Source organism: Halobaculum limi (assembly GCF_029490015.1).
Taxonomy (GTDB): domain Archaea; phylum Halobacteriota; class Halobacteria; order Halobacteriales; family Haloferacaceae; genus Halobaculum; species Halobaculum limi.
The window spans coordinates 400,950-423,105 of the sequence record NZ_CP120469.1; the positions used below are offsets into that span (position 1 = coordinate 400,950).

At 66.2% G+C, this 22,156-nt stretch carries 18 protein-coding genes; 10 read left to right on the forward strand and 8 right to left on the reverse strand.

Translation table 11 applies throughout. The features are described from left to right. Nucleotides 1–113 precede the first annotated feature (113 nt). Nucleotides 114–500, forward strand: coding sequence for a winged helix-turn-helix domain-containing protein (locus tag P0D77_RS17510; protein ID WP_277556009.1), 387 nt, complete (start codon nt 114–116; stop codon nt 498–500). Then, nucleotides 497–793 (forward strand): DUF7521 family protein, encoded by a 297-nt coding sequence (locus tag P0D77_RS17515; protein WP_277556010.1) that lies wholly within the window; start codon nt 497–499, stop codon nt 791–793. The genes P0D77_RS17510 and P0D77_RS17515 overlap by 4 nt, the downstream gene beginning before the upstream one ends. Before the next feature lie 44 nt (nt 794–837). On the opposite strand, the gene P0D77_RS17520 is transcribed toward P0D77_RS17515, so the two are convergent. Both P0D77_RS17520 and fdhF read right to left on the reverse strand, forming a co-directional pair. After that, complete coding sequence (locus P0D77_RS17520; protein WP_277556011.1) at nt 838–1,281, reverse strand: pyridoxamine 5'-phosphate oxidase family protein; 444 nt, start codon at nt 1,279–1,281, stop codon at nt 838–840. 102 nt (nt 1,282–1,383) lie between these two features. Continuing rightward, nucleotides 1,384–3,453: a formate dehydrogenase subunit alpha gene (gene fdhF / locus P0D77_RS17525; RefSeq protein WP_277556012.1), complete on the reverse strand. Its 2,070-nt coding sequence runs from the start codon at nt 3,451–3,453 to the stop codon at nt 1,384–1,386. 172 nt (nt 3,454–3,625) lie between these two features. Here fdhF and P0D77_RS17530 point away from each other — a divergent pair, with 172 nt between their 5' ends. Continuing rightward, nucleotides 3,626–4,162: a VIT1/CCC1 transporter family protein gene (locus P0D77_RS17530; RefSeq protein WP_277556013.1), complete on the forward strand. Its 537-nt coding sequence runs from the start codon at nt 3,626–3,628 to the stop codon at nt 4,160–4,162. An 11-nt stretch (nt 4,163–4,173) separates the two neighbouring features. Here the strand turns inward: P0D77_RS17530 and P0D77_RS17535 are convergent, their stop codons facing one another. Continuing rightward, on the reverse strand, nt 4,174–4,416 hold the full coding sequence (locus tag P0D77_RS17535; protein WP_277556014.1) for a hypothetical protein: 243 nt from the start codon (nt 4,414–4,416) through the stop codon (nt 4,174–4,176). A gap of 134 nt (nt 4,417–4,550) precedes the next feature. Between P0D77_RS17535 and P0D77_RS17540 the strand changes: the two genes are divergently transcribed. After that, nucleotides 4,551–6,095 (forward strand): SLC13 family permease, encoded by a 1,545-nt coding sequence (locus P0D77_RS17540; protein WP_277556015.1) that lies wholly within the window; start codon nt 4,551–4,553, stop codon nt 6,093–6,095. Between the two features lie 51 nt (nt 6,096–6,146). Here the strand turns inward: P0D77_RS17540 and P0D77_RS17545 are convergent, their stop codons facing one another. Both P0D77_RS17545 and P0D77_RS17550 read right to left on the reverse strand, forming a co-directional pair. Continuing rightward, complete coding sequence (locus P0D77_RS17545; protein ID WP_277556016.1) at nt 6,147–7,247, reverse strand: TrmB family transcriptional regulator; 1,101 nt, start codon at nt 7,245–7,247, stop codon at nt 6,147–6,149. An 86-nt stretch (nt 7,248–7,333) separates the two neighbouring features. Further along, nucleotides 7,334–9,652, reverse strand: coding sequence for an alpha-amylase family glycosyl hydrolase (locus P0D77_RS17550; RefSeq protein WP_277556017.1), 2,319 nt, complete (start codon nt 9,650–9,652; stop codon nt 7,334–7,336). 104 nt (nt 9,653–9,756) lie between these two features. Between P0D77_RS17550 and P0D77_RS17555 the strand changes: the two genes are divergently transcribed. Beyond that, the gene (locus tag P0D77_RS17555; protein WP_277556018.1) at nt 9,757–11,886 is read left to right on the forward strand and encodes a DUF7997 domain-containing protein; all 2,130 of its coding nucleotides are present in this window, start codon (nt 9,757–9,759) and stop codon (nt 11,884–11,886) included. Between the two features lie 100 nt (nt 11,887–11,986). Here the strand turns inward: P0D77_RS17555 and P0D77_RS17560 are convergent, their stop codons facing one another. Then, the gene (locus tag P0D77_RS17560) at nt 11,987–13,168 is read right to left on the reverse strand and encodes an ABC transporter ATP-binding protein (RefSeq protein WP_277556019.1); all 1,182 of its coding nucleotides are present in this window, start codon (nt 13,166–13,168) and stop codon (nt 11,987–11,989) included. 105 nt (nt 13,169–13,273) lie between these two features. Between P0D77_RS17560 and P0D77_RS17565 the strand changes: the two genes are divergently transcribed. The 4 genes from P0D77_RS17565 to P0D77_RS17580 all read left to right on the forward strand — a co-directional run bounded on the left by P0D77_RS17565 (nt 13,274) and on the right by P0D77_RS17580 (nt 19,483). Continuing rightward, on the forward strand, nt 13,274–15,961 hold the full coding sequence (locus tag P0D77_RS17565; protein WP_277556020.1) for a glycoside hydrolase family 15 protein: 2,688 nt from the start codon (nt 13,274–13,276) through the stop codon (nt 15,959–15,961). Between the two features lie 190 nt (nt 15,962–16,151). Further along, nucleotides 16,152–17,444, forward strand: coding sequence for an extracellular solute-binding protein (locus tag P0D77_RS17570; protein WP_277556021.1), 1,293 nt, complete (start codon nt 16,152–16,154; stop codon nt 17,442–17,444). 3 nt (nt 17,445–17,447) lie between these two features. Continuing rightward, on the forward strand, nt 17,448–18,404 hold the full coding sequence (locus tag P0D77_RS17575; RefSeq protein WP_277556022.1) for a carbohydrate ABC transporter permease: 957 nt from the start codon (nt 17,448–17,450) through the stop codon (nt 18,402–18,404). Then, nucleotides 18,401–19,483: a sugar ABC transporter permease gene (locus P0D77_RS17580; RefSeq protein ID WP_277556024.1), complete on the forward strand. Its 1,083-nt coding sequence runs from the start codon at nt 18,401–18,403 to the stop codon at nt 19,481–19,483. The genes P0D77_RS17575 and P0D77_RS17580 overlap by 4 nt, the downstream gene beginning before the upstream one ends. A 65-nt stretch (nt 19,484–19,548) precedes the next feature. Here P0D77_RS17580 and P0D77_RS17585 read toward each other — a convergent pair whose 3' ends face one another. Next, complete coding sequence (locus P0D77_RS17585; RefSeq protein ID WP_277556025.1) at nt 19,549–20,109, reverse strand: PAS domain-containing protein; 561 nt, start codon at nt 20,107–20,109, stop codon at nt 19,549–19,551. A gap of 102 nt (nt 20,110–20,211) precedes the next feature. Here P0D77_RS17585 and P0D77_RS17590 point away from each other — a divergent pair, with 102 nt between their 5' ends. Then, nucleotides 20,212–21,144 (forward strand): SDR family NAD(P)-dependent oxidoreductase, encoded by a 933-nt coding sequence (locus tag P0D77_RS17590; protein WP_277556026.1) that lies wholly within the window; start codon nt 20,212–20,214, stop codon nt 21,142–21,144. A gap of 33 nt (nt 21,145–21,177) precedes the next feature. Here P0D77_RS17590 and P0D77_RS17595 read toward each other — a convergent pair whose 3' ends face one another. Continuing rightward, a complete protein-coding gene (locus P0D77_RS17595) occupies nt 21,178–21,711 on the reverse strand; it encodes a TRAM domain-containing protein (protein ID WP_277556028.1) in 534 nt (177 codons plus the stop codon). Nucleotides 21,712–22,156: the final 445 nt, after the last annotated feature.

Below are 22,156 nucleotides of genomic sequence, written 5' to 3' on the forward strand. Positions count from 1 at the left end.
ATACACGACACCGTTAGGCTTCGGGTGATAAGGGGTGAAAGCCGGTTCCCAGTTGTTGGGATCGGGTGGATGAAACCAGCGAGCATATTAACCAGACCCATCTACCGGCCCGTATGGTGCGCGACACCCGGCCGGGGGCGGATCCGGGACCGAGCCTACAGCCGGTGCTCGACGCGCTCGACGACTCGGACTGTCGAACGATCATCGAGCGGCTCGACGAACCCCTGACTGCCGGGGAAGTCTCCGAGGAGTGTGATATTCCGATGTCAACCACGTACAGAAAACTGGACCTCCTGTCCGACGCGCAGTTGCTCGCCGAGGGCGTCGAAGTCAGGCAGGACGGTCACCACGCGACCCGCTATCGGACCGACTTCGAGGACGTCATCGTCACGCTGACCGAGCAACGGGAGTTCGACGTCAGCATCAACCGACCCGCAGAGGACGCCGCCGACCGACTCGCGAGTATGTGGAGCGAAGTTCGCACGGAGGCGGACCGATGAGCCACCTGACGCTCGCCATCGCGGCGACGAAGACGCTGACGTTCGTGTTCGGCGCGCTGATCACCTACCTGTCGTACACGGCGTATCGTCGCACCGGGTCGGTCGCCTTGCGGGCGCTCGCTGTCGGATTCGCCGTCGTCACTCTCGGAAGCGTGCTCGGCGGCTTCGTCGACATCGCGGGCGACGTGATCAATCTCTCGGGGCCACAGGCCGTTTTGTACGGCGTCCTCGCACAGAGCATTCTGACGATGATCGGATTCGGCGTCATCACCTACTCGCTGTACCGAGACTGAGCCCCCCGCAGCCACCTGCTCTGCGACCGCTCCGCCACCGACACTCACTCCGCGGTTCGTCGCCCCGTCAGCGACTCGATCTGTAACTCGTAGCCCACCAGTTCTGTCTCCTCGATAGCCTCGTCGAACACCCGCAACGGCGGGTACGCCTCGTCGATATCCGCAGGGTTGGCGGCTTCCCACTCCTCGGCAGAGAGACGGCGGAGCGGCCCGGTGGCGACGACGCTCCAAGAGTCGCGTTCGTCCTCGACACCGTGGACGACGAAACACGCCTCCGCCGTCGTCTCCGCGAACGCGAGTTTCCTGCTGTCGCCGTCGTCGCCGAGACGGAACCGAATCACCTCCCCGTCGTACGCGAACGAGACGGGAATCGCGTACGCGTCGTCCGCACGCGAGAGGGCGAGTACGCCCGTCGCCGTCTCTCGGAGTCGGTCGTCGACCTCGTCGTCGGTCATCCCCGCCGTGTACACGCGGTCAGTTACGTCCATCTCTGTCACCGTTCGGACAGACGCACGCGCGAGTATTTAATCGCGCAGCCGGTTCCCGCACAGCCGGTTCCGGGGCGATGAGACGACGCCAGCGCCCGCAGCTCACTCTGTAGACGTGACGGTGACGCGGACGGCCGAGTGTTTGTACTCGGGTATCTTCGCGATTGGGTCGAGCGTGTCGCCGACGAGGGCGTTGATCGACGGCTCTGCACCGTGGAACGTCGCGAACACTGTCCCGTGCCGGACTGCGGGCGTCACCTCCGCAGTCAGCGACGCCTCGCCGCGGTCGTTGATGATGTGAACGGTGTCGCCGGAATCGATGTCGCGGGCGGCCGCGTCGTCGGGGTGAATCTGCAGGGTTCGCTCGCCACCGATGCGGACGAGTCGGTCCGACCGGGTAGTGAGCGCTCCACTGTTGAAGTGCGCGAGCACCCGCCCGGTCGTCAACACGAGGTCGTCGTCTCCGACCGGGTCGACGGGGTCGACGTGGTCGACGACGCGAAGCGACGCGCGGCGGTCGCCGGAGGCGAACGTCGACTCGTGGAGGACCGCCGTTTCCGTCTCTGCTCCCTCTGGGAAGGGCCACCGCTGGCTCCCGGTCCCGATTCCCTCGTACGTCATCCCGGCGTACGGGGGCGTCACCGTCGTCAGTTCCGTGAACACCGCCTCCGGACCGTCGTAGTCGAACTGGTCGGGTCGGCCGGTGAGACGCCGAGCGACGGCACAGAGGATGTCGAGGTCGGGACGGGCGTCACCCGGCGGTTCGGCGTTCGGGCGCATCCGGATCATCTGCCGGTCGGTGTTGGTGACGGTGCCGCCGCGTTCGGCCCACGCGCTTCCGGGGAGGACCACGTCGGCGTATTCGGCCGTTTCGGTGAGAAACAGATCCTGCACGACGAGGAATCCGAGTTCGTCGAATCGGTCGGCCACCCGGTTCGCGTTCGGTTCGGTGACGACGGGGTTCTCGCCGAGGACGAACGCCGCGTGAATCTCGTCGCCGAAGGCGTGCGTCGCCTCGACTTCAGTCAGCCCCGGAACGGCCGGGAGGACGTCGCTATCGACGCCCCACGCCGCCGCGAGGTCCGCCCGCGCGTCGGCATCGGTGACGCGCCGCCCGCCCGGGAGGAGGTCGGGGAGTGCACCCACGTCGCCCGCGCCTTGGACGTTGTTCTGCCCGCGAAGCGGGTTCACGCCGGTCCCGCGGCGCCCGACGTTACCCGTCAGGAGCGCGAGGTTGAGAAGCGCGTGGACGTTCGCCGTCCCGCAGTGGTGTTGGCTCAGCCCCATCCCGGTGAAGATGGCCGCTCGCTCCGCTTCGCCGTACGCTCGGGCAACTTCGCGAAGCGTCTCGGCGTCGACGCCCGCCTGAGCAGCGTTCGCGTCGATGTCGACGCCGGCGGCGAACTCGCGGAACGCTTCGAGCCCCGAGACGCGGTCGGCACAGAACGCCTCGTCGACGAGGCCCTCCTTGACGACGACCGCCGCAAGCGCGTTCAACAGTGGGATGTCGTACCCCGGACGCACCGCGAGGTGGTGGGTCGCTACCTGCGTCGTGTCGGTCCGGCGTGGGTCGACGTGGATCAGCGTCGTGCCGGCTTTGATCGCTGGGAGGAGGTACGACCGGAAGATGATGGGGTGGTTCACCGCCGGGTTCGCGCCGACGACGAGGAACACGTCGGCCTCCGTTAGGTCCTCCAGTGAGTTCGTCATCGCCCCCGCGCCGAAGCGGTCGGCCATCGCCGCGACCGTCGAAGAGTGACACAGGCGGGCGCAGTTGTCGACGGTGTTGGTTCCGAGGAGTCGCGCGAGTTTCTGCAGGACGTAGTTCTCCTCGTTCGTGCAGTTCGAGGACGCGAAGAACGCCAGCGCTTCCGGGCCGTGTGCATCGACGACCTCGGCGAACTCGGCGTCGATGCGGTCGAGTGCGGCCTCCCACGACGCCTCGACGAGGCGACCGTCCTCGCGGACGAGTGGCGTCGTCACGCGGTCGGGGTGGTCGACCACGTCGAACGCGGCGACGCCTTTCGGACAGAGTTCACCGCGGGTGTTGACCGGACCGTTCCACCCGCGTGCGGCACCGCTCGCAGGGTCGTACTGGAGACCACAGCCGACCCCGCAGAACGGGCAGACGCTCTCTGCGGGAGAGAACGGTCGGTCGTCGTCGGATGCCATACCGACGAGACACGGGTCAAGCACCTATCTCTTGGCACGAACCCGGAGACGCTGGAAACTGTCTGCCGCGACACGCGAGTCAGCCGTCGACGACCGGCGTCGGCAACGACAGCGACGACAGGTGACACCGTCGACACACATATCACCCGAACGACTGAATCGGCTACCGTCGATGATCGAACGACTCCTCGGTGACGAGCGAACCGACGCGGGGGCGTACCTCGCCGAGTACATCTACGGCGCGAACGACGGCATTGTGACCACGTTCGCCGTCGTCGCGGGGGTCGCCGGGGCAGCGCTGGAGCCGTCTATCGTCTTGATCCTCGGTGTCGCGAACCTCCTCGCGGACGGCTTCTCGATGGGGATGAGCAACTTCCTGAGTCGGCGATCGGAACTGGACCGGATGGAAGCGCAGGGCGAAGATGGCACGGACCCGGACGGCAAATCGCCCGCACGAACGGCGCTCGCGACGTTTCTCGCGTTCGTCATCGCGGGGTGGCTTCCGCTGATACCGTACGTCCTCGTCGTGGAACCGCTGTTCGAACTCGCCGTCGTCGTCACGGCCGCGGCCTTTTTCGTCGTCGGCGCGAGTCGGAGCCTCGTCACGAACCGGCCGTGGTACCTGGCCGGTGGAGAGATGTTCGCCGTCGGGATGGCCGCCGCCGGCGTCGCGTACACCGTCGGGCGACTGCTCGGTGGGGTCGCGTGACAGCGAGGACCTCAGGCCGCGTCGACGACCGCGACGGCCTCCTGATCGTCGGACGACCGCGCCCGCCGGAGGGCGTTGCCGAGGACCCACAACACGATCACGACGCCCTCCAAGCGCGCGATGGAGTACACCCACTCGCGCAGTTCGACGGGGTCGTCACCGCGAACGGCCAGTCGCATCCAAAAATCTACGAGTTGGCGGGGTCGGAGGAACTCGACGACGCCCAGTACCAACAGGAGTGTTCGCAGTACCATACGGCTAGCAACGCCCGAACGACCCACAATGGTATCGTCACGATGTCATCTCGTTTCGGTCCAGTCCGGCCGCAGCAGAGCTGTCGGAACACTGGCGTCGCTCGGTCGAACGAGTGTCGCCTCATTCCCCACGGATGAACGCCGACCCGAAGCGGGTCGCCGCGCTCACCGTCATGGTCGTGGGAACGGGGGTGATCGCGGTGGCGACGCCGTTCGAGACGCTGTCGGCGACGGGCAACTACGCACTCGCGACGGCGTGGTTCGCCGCCTCGCTGTGGGTGACGGAGGCGCTGCCGCTGCCGGTGACGGCGCTGTGTGTGCCGGTCGTGTTGACGGTCCTCGGCGTGTATCCGTCGATGACTCCGGCGCTCGCGGCGTTCGCCGACCCCGTCGTGTTCCTGTTGTTGGCGGGGTTCGTCCTCGCGGCAGCGTTGGAGCGCCACGACGTCGACCGGCGCATCGCGTACCTGCTCTTGGCGCGGGTCGGCACCTCACCCTCGCGGGCCGTCCTCGCGTTGATGCTGGCGACCGCTGGCCTATCGATGCTCATCTCGAACACGGCGACGACGGCGATGATGATACCCGTCGCACTCGGCGTCAGTCGGACCGTCCTCGCGGACAGCGGCCTCGAAACCCCCAAAGACAGTGAGACAGCCGCACCGCCAAATCTCGAGACGGCGGCGCTGTTGGGCACGGCGTACGCCGCCAGCATCGGCGGCGTCGGGACGCTCATCGGGTCGCCGCCAAACGCCATCGTCGTCTCGCAGTTGTCGGCGACGCTGGGGTACGACATCGGCTTCGCCGAATGGCTGGTGGTCGGCGTGCCGGTCGTCGTCGTCAGTCTCCCGATCGCGTGGTACGTGCTCACAGTTCGGCTGTACCCGCCCGAGGTGTCGGCCACAGCCCTGTCGAGCGCGTACGCCGACGACGCACTCGCGGACCTCGGACCGATGACGACCGCCGGGAGGCGGACGGTCGCCATCGCGGCGACGACGGCGGCGCTGTGGCTGATTGGCGGACTCGATTTCCTGTTTAGACCGTGGATACCGTCGACGTGGGCGACGACGCTGTTCGGAGGGTCCGGTCAGAGCGTGTTCGGCGTGGGCCATCAAGGCGTGTTGTACTTCGTCATCGTCGGGATGGCGGCGATTCCCGCGCTGATCCTCGCGGGCGGCGTCGACTGGGACGACGTCGAACGAATCGACTGGGGGACGCTCCTCTTGCTCGGCGGCGGCCTCTCGCTGGCGGCCGCACTCGGGGAGACTGGCGCGGTCACGTGGCTCGCCGACGTGATTCTCGGCCCCCTCGTCGGCGTCCCGATCGTCGTGGTCGTGTTCGTTATCGTAGTCGGAACCATCTTCGCCGGGGAGTTGGCTTCGAACACCGCGATGGCGGCGGTGCTCGTACCGCTGCTCATCGGCATCGGGCCGGAGTTCGCTGGTGCACTCGGAACGGGTGGAGACACCGCCGTCCTCTTGGCGATTACCGGCGGCGTAGCCGCGAGTTTCGGCTTCGCGTTGCCCGTCGCGACGCCGCCGAACGCCATCGCGTTCGGGACCGGGGAGGTACGGCGCGAGGAGATGCTCCGTGCCGGCGTCGTCCTCGACGTCGTCCTCGCCGTCGTCGTGAGCGGCCTCCTGTTGGGCCTGTTCGTCCTCGTGGGACCTGTCGGTGGGTAACGGTGGGAGGCATCCAGAGGTCGACAGTCGAGAAGACGGTCGGCGCGTCGCTTACGATTCGAGCGGTCGGAGTTCGACACGCTCGGCTTCGACGTCCTCAACGAACGCGCCGAGGCCGCCGACGGTGACGTGGTCGCCGTCGACGTCAAGCGTGAGCGTGTGCTGGATGGGAAAGTCGTTGTTCGCCGGGGCGACGAGCCCCTGGTTGACGGCGACGACCTCTCCGGTCAGCGTCACCTCCTCGCCGGTCGCGGTGAGTCGGCCGGTGACGTGCGCGACGACGCCGTCGGCGGCGCGGCGGTGGAGTTCCGCCTGGAACACAGTGTGACGGAAGTCACCGTACGACGCCGGGAGCGGCGCGGGGTCGGCGACGACCACTTCGGCGGCGGCGGGCCAGTAGTTCCCGAGGAACGACCCGACGATGACGGGGCCGAGTTGCTGTTGGGAGAAGACGATGGCCTGTTTGCCGCTGTTAGAGCGAGCGACCATCTCCGCGGGCGCGACCACGCCGGTTCGGCCGTCGACGGTGAGCATCGACGGCATCGGCTGACTCCACGCGCGGGCGGCGCTGGCGACGCCGTCGAGGTCGAGCGTGCGGTCGTCGACCGACTCGTCGACGCCGGTGACGATGAGCAGGACCAACACGCCGCGGTCGACGGCCGCCCGGAGGTCGTCGGCCACCTCGTCGAGACGGTCGAGGGGGAACGACAGCGCCACCTCCATCGTGGCCTCCTCGATGGCGCGACGGATGCGCTTGACGACGGTGACGCGGGATTTCACCACCTCGAACGGTTCCTGTGTCGTCTCCGCCCGAGAGAATCGGGCTTCGAGCGCTGGACGCATCGACTCCGCATCGGCGGCGAGTCTGTCGACGACTTCGGCGGGCGGATTCGCGCGAATTGTCGTCGGCGTCACGTGGTCGTTGACGGTGACGAAGCCCCGCGCCTCCAGTTCCTCGCTGGCGCTGTAGACGTAGCGCTTGGAGACGCCCGCGGCCTCCGCGACCGTGCTGGCTTTCGCCTCACCGTGTTCGAGGAGCGTCAGGTAGGTGTCCACCTCCTTGTCCGAGAGGCCGAACCGCTTCAGCAACGACTCCACGTCGACGTCGCGTCCGTCGACTGCGTCGGGGGCGTCTCCCCCGTCGGTATCCATACGTGTCACCTCCTACCGGGATACCGTATAACTCCCGGTCCCAGGTCGGTTGGCGGTCGACGAGTCGTGCGTGACAGCACGGTCACCTACGATCCTCTGCCCTCGACTCGACAGACGACGGCGTTTCGCACCTCGACGGTGTCCGTCGGGTCGTCGTCACCCGTGACAGCGACGTTCGCGCCGGTGAACAGGTCGACCGGGACGACCGACTCCCCGAGGCGAACCGTCTCCGTGTCCCCACCGAAGTTGAGGACGACGACGACGCGGTCGGTGCCGTCGTCGCGTGCGTACGCGGTGACGCCGCGTGTGCCACCCGTCCCGTCGGCGACGTCGCCCTCCGTGCCGCCGACGATGCCGAGAGAACCGCCGCTGCCCGTCGCGTCTCCGTCGTCGCCGCCGACGACGTCGTACGCGAGGCGATCGACCGACCCCTCACGGAGCACTGGGTGGTCGCGGCGGGTCGCAGAGAGACGGCGGTGGTAGTCGGTGAGACGGTTGTCGCCGTCGTACCAGCGCATCTCACCGCGGTACTCGGTCATCCCTCGCTCCTGTCCGTAGTACACCATCGGTGCGCCGGGGAGGGTGAACGTCGCGGCCGCCGCCGCACGAAGCGCCTCGATGCCGCACTCGGCGCGGTAGCGGTCCTCGTCGTGGTTCTCGACGTAGCGCATCTGGACCGCCGACCGGGGGAACCCCTGGACGGCCGCGGCGTCGAGAGCGTCGAGGACGGCGTCGGCGTCGACGTGACCCGTTCCGACCTCTCGGAGCGTGTCGTACAGCGGCGTGTCGTAGTGCATGTGGAACTCCGACTCGTGCATAAACGGGTCCCGGGGAATCGTCTCGTCGAGGAGGAGGAACTCGGGGTTCTCGCGGCGGAGGCGCTCGGACGCCTCCTTCCAGAAGCCGTGCGGGACGCCCCACGCCACGTCACAACGGAAGCCGTCGACCACGTTGGCCCACTCGTCGACGACCGACAGCATCCACGCACGGACGGTCGGCGAGTCGTAGTTCACGTCCGGGATGCGCACCCAGTTGAAGCGGAACTCGGGCGTGCCGTGGCCCGACCAGTCGACGTCCGAGGGGTTCTGTTCGGGTGGTCGGCGCGGGTACTGCTCGTCGAACGCCTCGACGCCCGCCGAGTGCATCTGGAACGCCGGGTGGTCGCGGGAGGTGTGGTTGACGACCAGGTCGAAGACGACGCGGATGTCGCGGTCGTGGCAGGCGTCGACGAGTGACTCGAACTCCTCGCGGGTTCCCAAGTCGTCTGCGGTGCGCGTGAAGTCGGTGATGTGGTAGCCGTGGACGGTGGGACTCTGCAACACCGGCGTCAGCCACAGTACGTCGACGTTCAGCGACGCGATGTACGGGAGGCGGCGCTTGATCTCCGCGAACGTCGTGTCGGGCGTCTCGCCGGCGAACGAGCGGACGAACACCTCGTAGATGGTGGGTGACTCGGCCCACGCGGGCGGGTCGTTGGGGCGGGCGACGGTGGGTGTCGTCTCCACAGCCCCCTCTGTCGACAGTTCCACCGTGTCCATCACGCCGTATCGCTCTGCGACGGGGACGGCGTGGATCCGCGCGAGGCCCGAGTCCGGAAGCGCCTCGCGGTCGACGACGAGGGTGTCGCCGTCGACCGCCACGTCGCTGTCGGAGAGGTCGTCGCGCCCGTCGAACAGCCACTCGACGTCGGGGTCGCTGCCGGCGGGCGTGATCGACGAGTCGGGGCCGGCGGGTGCGGCCTCCGCGTCGGCGCTGACGACGACGCGGTCCGCCTCGACGCGAGCGTCTAGGTGGACGCGGGGACGACCCGGCCCCGCCACCGTCTCCTCGCCGCCGACGGCGGTTCCGAGGTGGTCGTCGAGTGCGAACGAGTAGATGTGTCGCCCCGGCGGGAGGTGGACGTCGAGCGCCAACGAGTCACCGTCGTCGTACGGACGGCGGGCGGCGACGCTCCAGTCGTTGAACGGCCCGGCGACGGAGACGCGGTCGGCCGACACCTTCGCCGTCGGTTCGTCGAAGGCCGCCTTCGACGCGCGGAGCGTCGTCTCGTGGCGTTCGTCCGGGAACGCACGAACCGTCTGTTCGTGGACGCCGTTGGGTCCGTCGAGTTGCAGTCGATAGGTTCCGGGCTGGTCCGGCGAGAGGTGGACGACCGTCCCGTCGCTCACGTCGGCCTCGCTGTCGGTAGGCCCGTCGACGAGCGTCCACGAGAACTCGTCGTGACCGTCGGCGTCGGTCCGTGCGCCGTCCGGGCCGACCTCAACGACAGCGTCGAGACCGCGCGGAGCGAGTTCGACGGTCTCCCCCACGCTGGTCGTTCGCGGGGGACCGGGATGATGTGTCGGGTCGTCGGAGTCGGACGGCGCGTCGCCGGCGGCGTCGCCGTCCGGGGTCGGACTGCTCATGCGAGAGTCCGGCGGTGCGGGGAGGCTTGAGGGTTGCGGAACTGCTGAATCTCTGAGATACGATTACAACAAGAATTATACCTCCAGACGCGCGCCTACGTGATATGAGACTGCGTGACGCACTCGACGACCACAAACGACACCGGGACCATCCGACCCGGTTCCCCGGCGAGCGACGCACGACCGCTGGGCTGTTCTCGGGTTCCGTGGACCGCCTAGTCCACGTCGCTCCCGACGGAACGATCGGTGACTTCGGGTACCCCCTCTCCGGATTCTCTGGTATCGCTGACTCGCGGTTCGCGCTTCGATTCGACGACCCACCCGCCGACGTGAATGGCGGCGAAGACGGCGTTCGCTCCACAGACGGCGGCCTCGTCGTGGAGTTCGAAGACGGCGAGCAGTCGTACCACGAGCACACGCCACTGGTGACGACGACGTACGACACGCCGGTCGGCGCGGTGACCCGCTTCGACCTGACGGTCGAGACGGACGCTGGCCAGGCGCACCTCACCCGCTTCGAGTTTAGCGACCCCGACCGGGCGGCTGCCGCAGAAACCGCCGTCCTCTCGGGGTGTACGTTCGCCCCCGAGAGCCGAGACGCCCGCGTCGGGCAACTCCGCCTCGACGGTGCCGTCGAAGTGTTCCACGACCGCGAACACGACTTCATCGCGGGCGACGGCGAGATGCACGTGATCGGCGGCGGACTCCCCGCACGTCCGGACGCCGTCTTATCGCCGGAACCGCACGAGGCCGAGGCCGAGTCGCTCGGCCAGCGCCGTGAGGAGGACCACCTCGGCGGCACGGTCATCGTCAGCCTCCCAGCCCACGACGGCACGGCGACGATGGCGACGCTCGTGACCGACCGCGAGGAGACGACCCGAGAGACGGCGCTGTCGTCGTTCGAGTCGCTGTTCGATCGCGTCGACTCCGCGGTGGCGCTGCAGGAACTGGCGGCCGACTGCGACACCGCCGCGACGGTGCCCGAGGGGTTACCACGGGAGGATGCAGCGGTCGACGACCTCCGGGCGCTGTCGCTGTTGTCCGCGCCGACTGGACTTCGGATCGCCGGCCCGGACTTCGACCCGCACTACGTCCACTCCGGCGGCTACGGCTACACCTGGTTCCGCGACGACGCAGAGATATCGGGCTTTCTCCTCGACGCCGACGACCACTTCGAGTTGGACCTCTCCGAGTGGCACCGCCGGAGCGCCCGGTCGTACGTCGACACGCAACTTCCCGACGGGACGTGGCCCCACCGCGTGTGGCCGCGCAACGGTGCGCTCGCGCCGGGGTGGGCGAACGCTCGGATGGAAGCGACCGACGACCTGGAGTACCAGGCCGACCAGACCGCCAGCGTCGTCGCGTTCCTCGCGCGCGTCCTACGATCACTCCCGGCAGACGACGACCTGTGCGACGCAATCGTCGAGACTCTCGATTCGGCGCTCGACGGGATGGCCGACTCGCTGAGCCACGACGGGCGACCCGTCGCCTGCCAGAACGCGTGGGAGGACTCCGGCGGGCGCTTCGCACACACCGCCGCGCGGTTCCTCGACGCGTACGCCGCCGTCGCCGCCGTCGACGCCGAGCGGTTCCCCCGCGTCGCCGAGGCGACGGAACTCGCGACGGACGTGTACGACGCCCTCGACGACCTCTGGGTGGCCAACCGCGGCGTGTTCGCGGTGAGCGAACACGGACTGGGCGAACTCGACGCTCGCCTCGACTCCGCGACGTTCGCGCTTGCGGACGCCCACCGGACGTACGCCCGCATCGGCGAGGTGGACGAGACGCGCGTCGACCGCCTCGTCGAACACGTCGAGACGACCATCGAGGGCCTGTATCACGCGCCCGCCGACGGCGACGTGGAGGGCCTTATCCGCTACGAGGGAGACGCGTGGCGACAGCGCGAACAGGGCCACGAGAAGATCTGGACCGTCTCGACGGCGTGGGGCGCGAATGCCGCCGCCGAACTCGCCGCGTTCCTCGAGGATCAGGGTGACGCCCGATCCGACCAGTTCGCCGCCCGTTCCCGGCAGTTACTCGGTCTCGTCTCGCCGGACGGCCCGCTGACCGTCCCCGGCGGCTACCTGCCCGAACAGTTCTTCGACGACGGCACGCCCGATAGCGCCACGCCGCTCGGGTGGCCCCACGCCATCCGACTCGCGACGACGGCGCTGCTCGACCAACGAGACGCACTCGCAGGACCAGTGGCCGAGCGACTCGCCGCCGACGACTAACTGCTGAGTCGGCGTTCAGGGTCTGCGTTCACCTGAAGAACGAGTGCGTGAGAATCGGATCCGCCACGGTATCGACCGCGCAGAGGGCGTCGCGTCGGCTTCAGTCGGCCGTTTGTTCGAGTTCTTCGCCCTCACCCGCGATTGGCGAAGACGGTACTTCCCGGCCGTGCGTCAGTGACTCGCCAGTGTCGGTGTCGAACAGGTGGACGTCGGCCTCGTCGAAGGTGATGCGCACCTGTGACCCGACCGACGGCGTGATGCCGCTGTCGACGCGAGCGATGAACTCCGGTCCCAAATCGAGGTAGAGGTAGTTGTCCGACCCGATGGGTTCGAGAACGTCGACCGTCGTCTCGATACCGGGTTCGTCCTTGTCGGCGACGCGGACGTCCTCCGGACGGATCCCCATCCGCACCTCGCGCACCCCGTCGAAGTCCGCGCCCGCGCCGTTCGGCAGGTCGAACGAGAAGTCCGAAGTCGTCCCGTGGAGCGTGATGCCCGACTCGTTCGGTTCGTCTCGCGGGTCGGCGCTCGTCGTGACGCTCGCCTCGAGGACGTTCATCGACGGCGACCCGACGAACCCGCCGACGAACTCGTTTGCGGGGTCGTCGTACACATCGGTCGGGCGGCCTGTCTGCTGGAGTTCGCCGCCGTCGAGGATGGCGATCTGATCGCCCATCGTCATCGCTTCCTCCTGGTCGTGGGTGACGTAGATGGCGGTGATGTCGAGTTCGTCCTGGAGGCGCTGAATCTCGGTGCGCATCGTCGTCCGCAGTTTCGCGTCGAGGTTTGACAGCGGTTCGTCGAACAGGAACACGTCGGGTTCGCGCACGATGGCGCGTCCAAGCGCGACACGCTGTTTTTGCCCGCCGGAGAGTTCGCTCGGCTTGTCTTCGAGCAGGTCCTCGATGCCCATCATCTCGGCCGTCTCGCGGACGCGTTCGCGCCGCTCCTCTTTCTCGAGGTCCGTGCTCATCCTGAGGCCGAACTCCATATTCCCCATCACGGTCTTGTGTGGGTACAGCGCGTAGTTTTGGAACACCATCGCCACGTCGCGCTTGCGAGCGTGCTTGTCGGTGACGTCCTCGCCGTCGATCAGGATGTCCCCACTCGTCGGACGTTCCAGTCCCGCGATCATCCGCAGGGTCGTCGATTTCCCACATCCGGACGGGCCGACAACGGTGAGGAAGTCGCCGTCGTCCACCGATACCGAGAGATCGTCGACGGCGACGATCCGACCACTGTCGAAGGTCTTTCGTAGATTTTCCAGCCGAACGGTAGCCATAGTCCCGTGTGAACGAACCTGATCGTTTAGGTCTTTCCCTCTCGCGCCGATTTGTGAAGTGGTATTTCGTCGTTCTTTTTAGGAAGTGGTCGAGAGGGGGTCGGTATGCAGACACGTGACACGGACGATGCGGCTGACGACGGGGCCACTGAGAGTGGGTCCGACTCGGGCGAGCGGTATGCAGGCTCCGATCGTCGCCGATTTCTCGCTGGAACTGCCGCCGCTGGACTCGCCGGACTCGCTGGCTGTGGCGGAGACACGAACGAGGTGGCGACGGACGCGACTGCCGACGGGAGTGACGGAACTACGCCTGCTAAGACGGCGACATCGACGCCACTACCCGAGCCTCGTGAGGTTGAACTCGCGCCGTTCTGGACGACCGGCGAGAAGATGGGCATCGGCACCGCCGTCGGTGACGGGACAGGATCGACCGCGAGCGCGACCGACGACGACGGCCGCGTGTGGTACAGCCTCACTCGCGGTGCGGTGACCGGGGTTCGGTTCCCGCGCGTCGACCTCCTGAACGTCCGCCGCGTTGACTTTCTTGTGACTGACGGCGGGGGCTACGCCGAACGCACCGCCGAACTCGACCGCCGCGTCGACGACGACGTGTCGCGGACGGTCGTCCCCACTGCCGACGACGCCCTCTGTTATCGCCACGAGTTCGCCGGCGAGTCGCGAGACTGGACGCTCGACGTCGAGTACGTCGCCGACCCCGCACGCGACACCCTCCTCGCGGACGTGCACTTCGACGGCGACGCCGACCTGTCGGTGTACGCGGTGTGTCGCCCTGCCGTAACGACCGGGACCGAAGGTGACGCTGCCGTGCGCGTCACGGCGGGCGACGCGCCGGTCGTGACCGTCGGCGACGACGGTGCCGGTGGTGTCGTCCGCGACGCCGACGGCGACGACTACGACGTGTCGCTGGCGCTGACTGCCTCTTCGGGCTTCGAGTGGGCCACCGCCGCGCCCGTTCCCGACGAGTCGACCGCGCGACTCCTCCGACAGGGTATCGAGGGAGGCGTCTCCCGTGAGACGACCGGCAACGCCGCCTTGGTGGGTCGGTTGGGTACCGAGTCAGTCGAGACGACAGTCGCACTCGGATTCGCCACGGGTACGGGCGACGACGCCGCACCCGTCCGCGTCGCGCGCGATTCGCTCCGGGAGGGGTTCGACGCGGTCCGGGAGTCGTATCGCGCGGGATGGCAGGCGTGGCTCTCAGGCGTCGACGTGCCCGACAGCGTCGCCGACGACGAGGAGTTGGCGGCGCTGTACCGGACGAGCGCGATGGTCCTTCGCGCCTCTGAGGACGCGACATTCGCGGGCGCGGGAGTCGCGAGTCCGTGCGTCCCGTGGGGGGAAGTGATCCTCGCGGAGGAGCCATCGGACGTCGGCTACCACTACGTGTGGGCGCGCGACCTCTACCAGTCGTTCACCGCGCTGGAGGCGATGGGGAAGTCGGAGGCGGCCGTCACCACCGCAGAGTACCTGTTCGACGTGCAACAGCGCGAGGGCGGGTTCGTCCCGCAGAACACCTACCTCGACGGTCGCACCCGCTGGGGGGCCGAACAGTTGGACGAGGTGTCATTCCCGCTCGTGATGGCACGGCGCGCGACGACCGAACACGGCCACTCGTTCGCGGACCTGGCGTTCAGCTACGACGACGTCGCCGCGTCTGCAGACTACGCCCTTCGTAACGGCCCGGGCACGGATCAAGAACGCTGGGAGGAAGAATCCGGCCTGTCGCCGTCGACAATAGCCGCCGAGATTGCTGGCCTCGTCTCCGCCGCCGGCGTCGCCGCCGACCGGGAAGAAACAGCGGACACACTGGTGTGGCTGGCGACCGCCGATCGCTTTCGGTCGGGCGTCCAAGAGTGGTGTGTCACCCGCGAAGGAACCGACCGCCACGACCCGCCGTACTACTTTCGGATCAACGGCAACCGCATTCCTGACGACGGCACCGACCGGACGCTGGCCAACGGCGGGCGAACGTTCGACGAGCGTAACGTCGTCGACGCCGGCTTCCTCGAACTCGTCCGCCTCGGAATCCTCCCCGCAGACGACGACATAATCGAGTCGTCGGTCGACGTCGTCGACGACGCTATCCGGAAAGAGACGCCCCAGGGCCCAGGCTTCTACCGCTACACGGGTGACGGCTACGGTGAGGGCGAGAGCGGCGCACCGTTCCCCGTCGGCACGGACACGCGCGGGCGACTGTGGCCGCTGTTGACCGGTGAGCGAGCAGAGTACGAACTCGCCGCGGGGACACAGTCGGGCGCGGACGCACCCCGCTCGCTACTGTCGACCATCGCGGGCTTCGCCAACGAGGGACGGATGCTCCCCGAACAAGTGTGGGACCGCGAGGAGTCGACAGGGTACGGCTGGGAACTCGGCGCGGGAACCGGGAGCGCCACGCCGCTGTCCTGGAGTCACGCCGTCTTCGTTCGCCTCGCGAACGGCATCGACGCAGGAGCAGCGCAGGGAACACCCTCGGTCGTCCGGGAGCGATACCAGGACGGGCCGCCGGAGTCGCCGGCGCTCGACGTGGCGATGCCCGACACCACCGTCGAGTCATCCGAGATTCGGATCGAAGGCGAGACCGACGCCTCCACGGTCGCCGTCGCAGTCGGCGGCGACGCGCAACTCCTCACCATCGAGGACGGACAGTTCGCCACCACCGTCGACCTCGACGACGGCCGCAACACGCTCGTCGTCGCTGCCGGCGACCCGGACGCCGACGCCGCGGGCGTTCCCGTCACAGACGCGCGAGCGGACGTCTCGGTCGTCGAGTGAACGGAGTGGTGTAGGTAAATTCGGGAGTGTAAGCCGATCTTACTGCGAGTAATTTGATCATATACCCTCATACATCACCGGGTCGCGAACCGCGACAGGTCGTACGAAGTGCCTACTCCGAACTCGAATTGTGCACGGTTGTACCCGAAGGTTTAAGGTATGAACTACTTATTCATCCGGTGTTCACACTATGGCAACTGATCGCAGGAAACTCCTCAAGATGGGCGGTCTGGCGGCCGCCGCGGCGCTGTCCGGTTGTGTCGGCGTGCAAGAGCAGTCGACTCCGACCGAGTCCAGCAGTTCCGGCGGATCGAGCGGGTCCGACGACTCCAGCACAGAACAGGCGACGACCCAACCGCAAGTCGACCCCGGCACGGCCGCCGCGTGGTACGCGCGGTCCCCGGCCGAGGCTGAGACACTGAAGTCAGTCGTCGAGACGTTCAATGGCGACTCGCGCCACACGGTGAAAGGCTCGGACCTGTCTGACTTGGAGAAGAAGACGCAGTCGGCAATCCCCGCAGGTCAGGGCCCACAGATCTTCGAATGGGCGCACGACTGGGTCGGTGACTACTATCAGCGTGGCTTCCTCTCCGACCAGAGCGATAACCTCTCGGTCAGTATGGACCAGTTCACCTCCGCTGCTGCGGGCGCGGTCCAGTTCGACGATGCGGTCGTCGGTCTGCCCTTTGCTGCCGAGACGGTGACGCTCCTGTACAACAAGGAGATGGTCGACTCGCCGCCGGAGACGGTCAGCGAGATGACCGACGTGATGGAACAGCATCACGACCCGTCGAGCGGTTCGTACGGCCTGGGCTACCCGCTGAATCCCTACTTCATGAGTGCGTGGGCGCAGGCATTCGGCGGCTACTACTTCGACCCGAGCGAAGACGAGATGCTCGGCCTCGCTAACTCTCCCACGGTCGAGGGGTTCAACTATATCCTCGACACGTTCGTCCCGTATATGCCGAAGGACACGGCGTACGGCCCGCAGGCGGCTGCCTTCTCCGAGGGCAACGCGCCGTTCGCGATCAACGGCCCGTGGTACCTCGGTACCGCCCGCGAGAAGGGAATCGACGTCGGCGTCACGAAACTGCCGACGCCCGACAGCGGTTCACCGAGCCCCTACACCGGGATCCAACTGTGGTACTTCGCGAATGGGATGGAGAACTCCGAGTCGGATGCCGCAGCCGGACGCGAGTTCGCCGAGTGGTACGTTACCAACGAAGAGCAGTTAATGGCCAACGCCGAGTCCCACGGCTTCATCCCCGTGCTGGAGAGTCTCGCCGGCAGCGACGACCTCCCGTCGGCGGTGCAGGGCTTCTCGGAGGCCGTCCAGCAGGGCGTTCCGATGCCCACTCACCCCAAGATGAACAAGGTGTGGGGCCCCACCGGCACCGCCTTCGGCAAGGCGCTCGACGGCAATATGTCCGTCAAGGACGCGATGGTCGAAGCCGAGAGCACCATCCGCGACAACTGGGAGTAAGCGATGAGCGCGACTAGCAGTATCGCCGACCGGGTGGCCGAACTCCCGGCGATCGAACGCGAGGACGTGTCCCTGTTGCTCGTCCTTCCGGGGCTGTTCCTGTTCGCGGCGTTCATGTTTTTCCCGATGCTGTACCTGCTCGGCATCTCGTTCACGAACGCCCGACCATCCAACCTGTTTATGGGTGGGAGCTTCCTCACGTTCGGCGAGGCGACGTTCGTCGGCATCGAAAACTACGTATCAGTACTCTCAGACGGGAAGTTCTGGAACTCGCTGGGGATCACGTGGCTGTTCGTCGCGACTAGTCTCGTGTTGAAAATCACGCTGGGGCTGGGAGTCGCGCTCGTCGTGACGAACGACCGGGTGCGGGGCGCGCGATTTATGCGCTCGCTGCTCATCATCCCGATGGGCCTGCCCGCCATCTTCACCATCACCATCTGGCGTGGTATCTTCACGTCCGCGCAGTTCGGCCTCGCCAACCAGTTCATCACCTGGGTCGGCTTCGACGCCGTTGCGTGGCTCAACGAGCGATGGGCCGCCTTCTTCGCGTATAACATCACGGAGATGTGGCTGGCGTATCCGTTCATGGTGATCATCACGGTGTCGGCCCTGCAGGACGTCCCCGAGGAACTCCACGAGGCCGCGAAAGTCGACGGCGCTGGCTACTTCTCCCGGTTCTTCCATGTGACGCTGCCGAGCGTGAAGCGCCCGGTGCTGTTCGCGTCTATCCTCACTGCGGCGGCGTCGTTCCAGCAGTTCCTCATCCCGTACGCGTTCAACGAGGGTGGACCCGCCCGACTGAACGAACTGATCATCGTCTACGGCTACCGTGAGGCGTTCCAGTTCAGCCAGTACGGGCAGGGTGCTGCCATCATGCTCATCGCCGTCGTGTTCATTGGCGTGTTCATGTGGCTGAACGTCAAGAAGGGCAAACTCGCTGACGGGGTGGACGAGGCGTGAGCCTCTTCTCGCTCGTCGCCGAGAAGATTGCACGCGACGTTCGGACGCTCGCCGAAGCACCGAGAGAGGCTGTCATCGAGGCCCGGTACACCGCGCGTGCATACCGTGAGGGCGAGGTCTCCGGAATCCAGATCCTGCGGACGGTCGGCGCAACGGTTGGTGCGGCAGCAGTCGTCGCCGTATTGCTGTTCCCGATCTACTGGATCGCGATGTCCGCTATCTCGGGGTCCGGCGGCACGGTGTACGCCGCCGGCGGCTTCAGTTTCTTCCCCGACAACCCGTCGGTCAAGCCGTTCGTGTGGGTGCTGGGCGACCTGATTGTCCCAGCCCTCGCGATCACGGTGAACGTCCCGTTGACCGACCTCGCGGTCGTGTTCAACACGCCCGAGATCGCGTTCCTCGACGCCAGCGACTACGGCATCGAGAACCCCTCGAACTTCAAGGCCTTCTTCGTCAACAGCGTCATCGTCTCTGTGCCGACGGTACTACTGGCGATGTCGGTGATCGTGCCCGCGGCGTACGCGCTGTCGCGCCGTGAGTTCCTGATGCGGCGGAAGATCCTCTTCGGCTACGTCCTGTTCACGCAGGTCGGCGGCGGTCTCGGGATCGCGGCGCTCATCGCCCTGTACGCGATGTTCGTCCAGGTCGGCCTCAACAACAACCGCCTCGCGCTCGCAGCGTACTACGCCGCGACGGCGGTGCCGTTCAACACCTGGCTGTTGAAGACGTATATGGACGGTATCCCGACCAGTTACGAGGAAGCCGCCATCGTCGACGGCGCGCCGCCGTGGCGCGTCGTCACGGAGGTCATCCTCCCGCTGTCGACGGCGGGCCTGGCGACGGTGTTCATCTTCACCTTCCTCACGGGGTGGATGGAGTTCGTCGTCGCTCAGACGTTGCTGTCGGCGGACAAGTTCACGCTCCCGGTGGGGCTGTTCAGCCTCGTTACGGAGTACTCGATCCCGTGGGCGCGCTTCTCGGCATTCGCGCTCACGTTCGCCTCGCCCGTGATGCTCGTGTACTTGTTCGCACAACGGTACATCGAGGGCGGCCTCTCCTTCTCCGGGATGGAAGGGTAGCCCCTCGCACGAACGGGCTGATTTTCGTCGTTCGCGGTGTCGACGTCACTGTCCGCGTTGACCGTCTACTCGTCGACCTGCTCTTGTATCCCGATCCAGTTGACGACCGATCCGCCGCGATCCGTGACGGGAACTATCGAGACACGGTTTCTGAACTGCGTCCCGTCGGCCCGGTAGTTGGTAAGCGTCGTCGTCGCGCGACTCCACGTCGAGAGCGCCTCCCGCAGGTCCGCGACCGGCCCTGGATCAGTATCTGGTCCCTGCAGGAGGCGGAGATTCTCCTCGTGGAGGTCACCGAGCGAGTAGCCGGTCAGATCCCGAAACTTCTGATTTGCGTAACGAACGGGGTTGTCTGCGTACGCGGGGCCGGTGAGTGTGATGCCGAACGTCGCCTCATCGAAGACGCGGATGCGTCGAATAAGTCCGCGTTCACGGTCGCCGAGCGAGACGTCGTCAGCAGTCGCTGCTGTCATCGACTCCAGTAGCGTCGAATCGGTGTAGTCATCTGCGAGTTCCCTCAGTGACTCGACGTCGTACTCCTCGGTTTCCACGTCTGCGGCGACACGGCGGTGAAATCGCTCGTCGTCGAGTTGCAACAAATCACCGAGTTCGTCCCGTGAGAGCATCTCGTGGGTGGAGTGAAGGGCAACAGCAGGCAAACCCCTGTCGGCCTCGAACGGTCGGCGGCCCCGCGAGGTTTTGTGTCTTGCCCGCCACCTTCTGGACGGATGGATACGTCGGAAACGCCGGAGGCGTCCGAAGCACTCGAAGGGTCGACTGCCCCTGCGCCCGGCAGACCAGTCGTCTTGTTAACGGGTGGTACCAGCGGAATCGGACGGGAGGCGGTGCAGCGACTGGCCGAATCAGGGGCGACGGTACTGACAGTCGGACGTCGTGCAGACCGCGGCCGGCGCATCGCAGAGGAAGTGACGAGCGAAACACCAGGAACGGTACGGTTTCAGCCCATCGACTTGGAAACGTTTGCGGCCGTCCGTGACCTCGCTGCGTGGGTCCGCGAGGAAACTGACCGTCTCGACGCACTCGTCCACAACGCGGCGCTCTCCTCACAGGAGCGATACGTCACACCCAACGGGGTCGAACGGACGTTCGCCGTCAACCACCTCGCGCCGTACCTCCTGACTCACGAGTTGCTGGGACTGCTCGCAGACACTGGTGATTCCCGCGTCGTCATTACCGCGTCGAGTGTCCACCGCCGTGGCACGCTCGATTTCGACGATATCGGGTTCGAACGCGGTTACGACGGCCTCGATGCATACGCCCGGTCGAAACTCGCCAACGTGGCGTTCACGCTCGAACTTGCAGCGCGGCTGGGTGACGACGAGCGGACGCAAGGAGTAGTCGCGAACTGCGTCCACCCCGGATTCATCCCGACGACTGGCCTCTACCGCGACGTCTCGTGGCGAGCCAAGCTGGCGACGCGAGTCGTCGGCGCGATTCCCGGTATCGGCACGAGTGTCAACGAGGGTGCGCGGCGACTCGTCGAAGTCGTGATTGATCCGGAATATGCAACGCGAACGGGGGAGTACGTCGGCGACGGCGGTCCAGAAGAACCGAGCGAGGAGGCTCGCGACCCCGACGTCCGATATCGGCTATGGCGAGTGAGCGCCGAGTTAGTAGGAGTTGACCCTAACTGGCCGTGATACCGAATGTAGCGGATCGAAGCGCCGGAGATATTACTCGAAGATGTGCCCTTCGATTCGGTCGACGACCTCACCAAACGCGACGTTTTGTTTCACGCTGGTTACGTTGATCCGAACGCGCTCGCCTTTGTCTGTATCTGGCACAATAATCACGTAGCCGCGATCGACGCGAGCGATGCCGTCGCCCTGGTCACCGATACTCTCGATGTCAACGACGAGTTCTTCGCCACGGTCAACCGGCGGTTCTGGTTCATCCGACGACGACACCGAACGAGTCGTGTCCGATCTGCTACTCGGGCTGCTGGTGTCGGACTCGGTAGCCGACGTCGTCTCATTCGTGTTGGACGTCGATACCACGTCGGACTGTGATTCGGGAGAGATCCCATTTGACGCCGCCGTTCCATCCGGAGTGCTCGCATTCGAGGCGAGGATGACAACTCGATACACCGCTCCCTCGCGGACCGACTCTAGTTCGACCTCGCGTTTTGGAACTTCAACAACGTACGAATCGTCGCGTTCGGTCACTTCCGCACTGAACATACATCGTAGATCCTCTGAAATCTCCATCAAATAATCGTTAGTACCCCAAGGATGTTAACACTATGTATATACATACAGTGTGCAGCATATTCTACAGGTAAACAGATGTGGTTCAGTATCAGAAACAAACGCCAACGGAACTAGACGATCGCTGACTCAATCTACGTGGTTAACGATTCGACCAGTTCTGACACCGCTCACCTCGAGAAGGGTGACGCTGATGGGTCTGACCAACCTGTGCTGCCGTCAATGTGAATTGCGGTAGTTCACAGTGACACCACCGTGTCCGCTGTATCAAGTCGTGAAGGGAGTTCTTCAACTACGTTACTACGGACGCAGTGGTGTGGAAACGTGGTGTGTTCCCGGTTGGAATCATCAAGACACGAGCCTCGAACAACGGACATCGTGGTGTCAATCATAGGGCGGCGCAGTCCTCATTCGAACGGAGAACTGCGGACACGGTGGGGTCGCT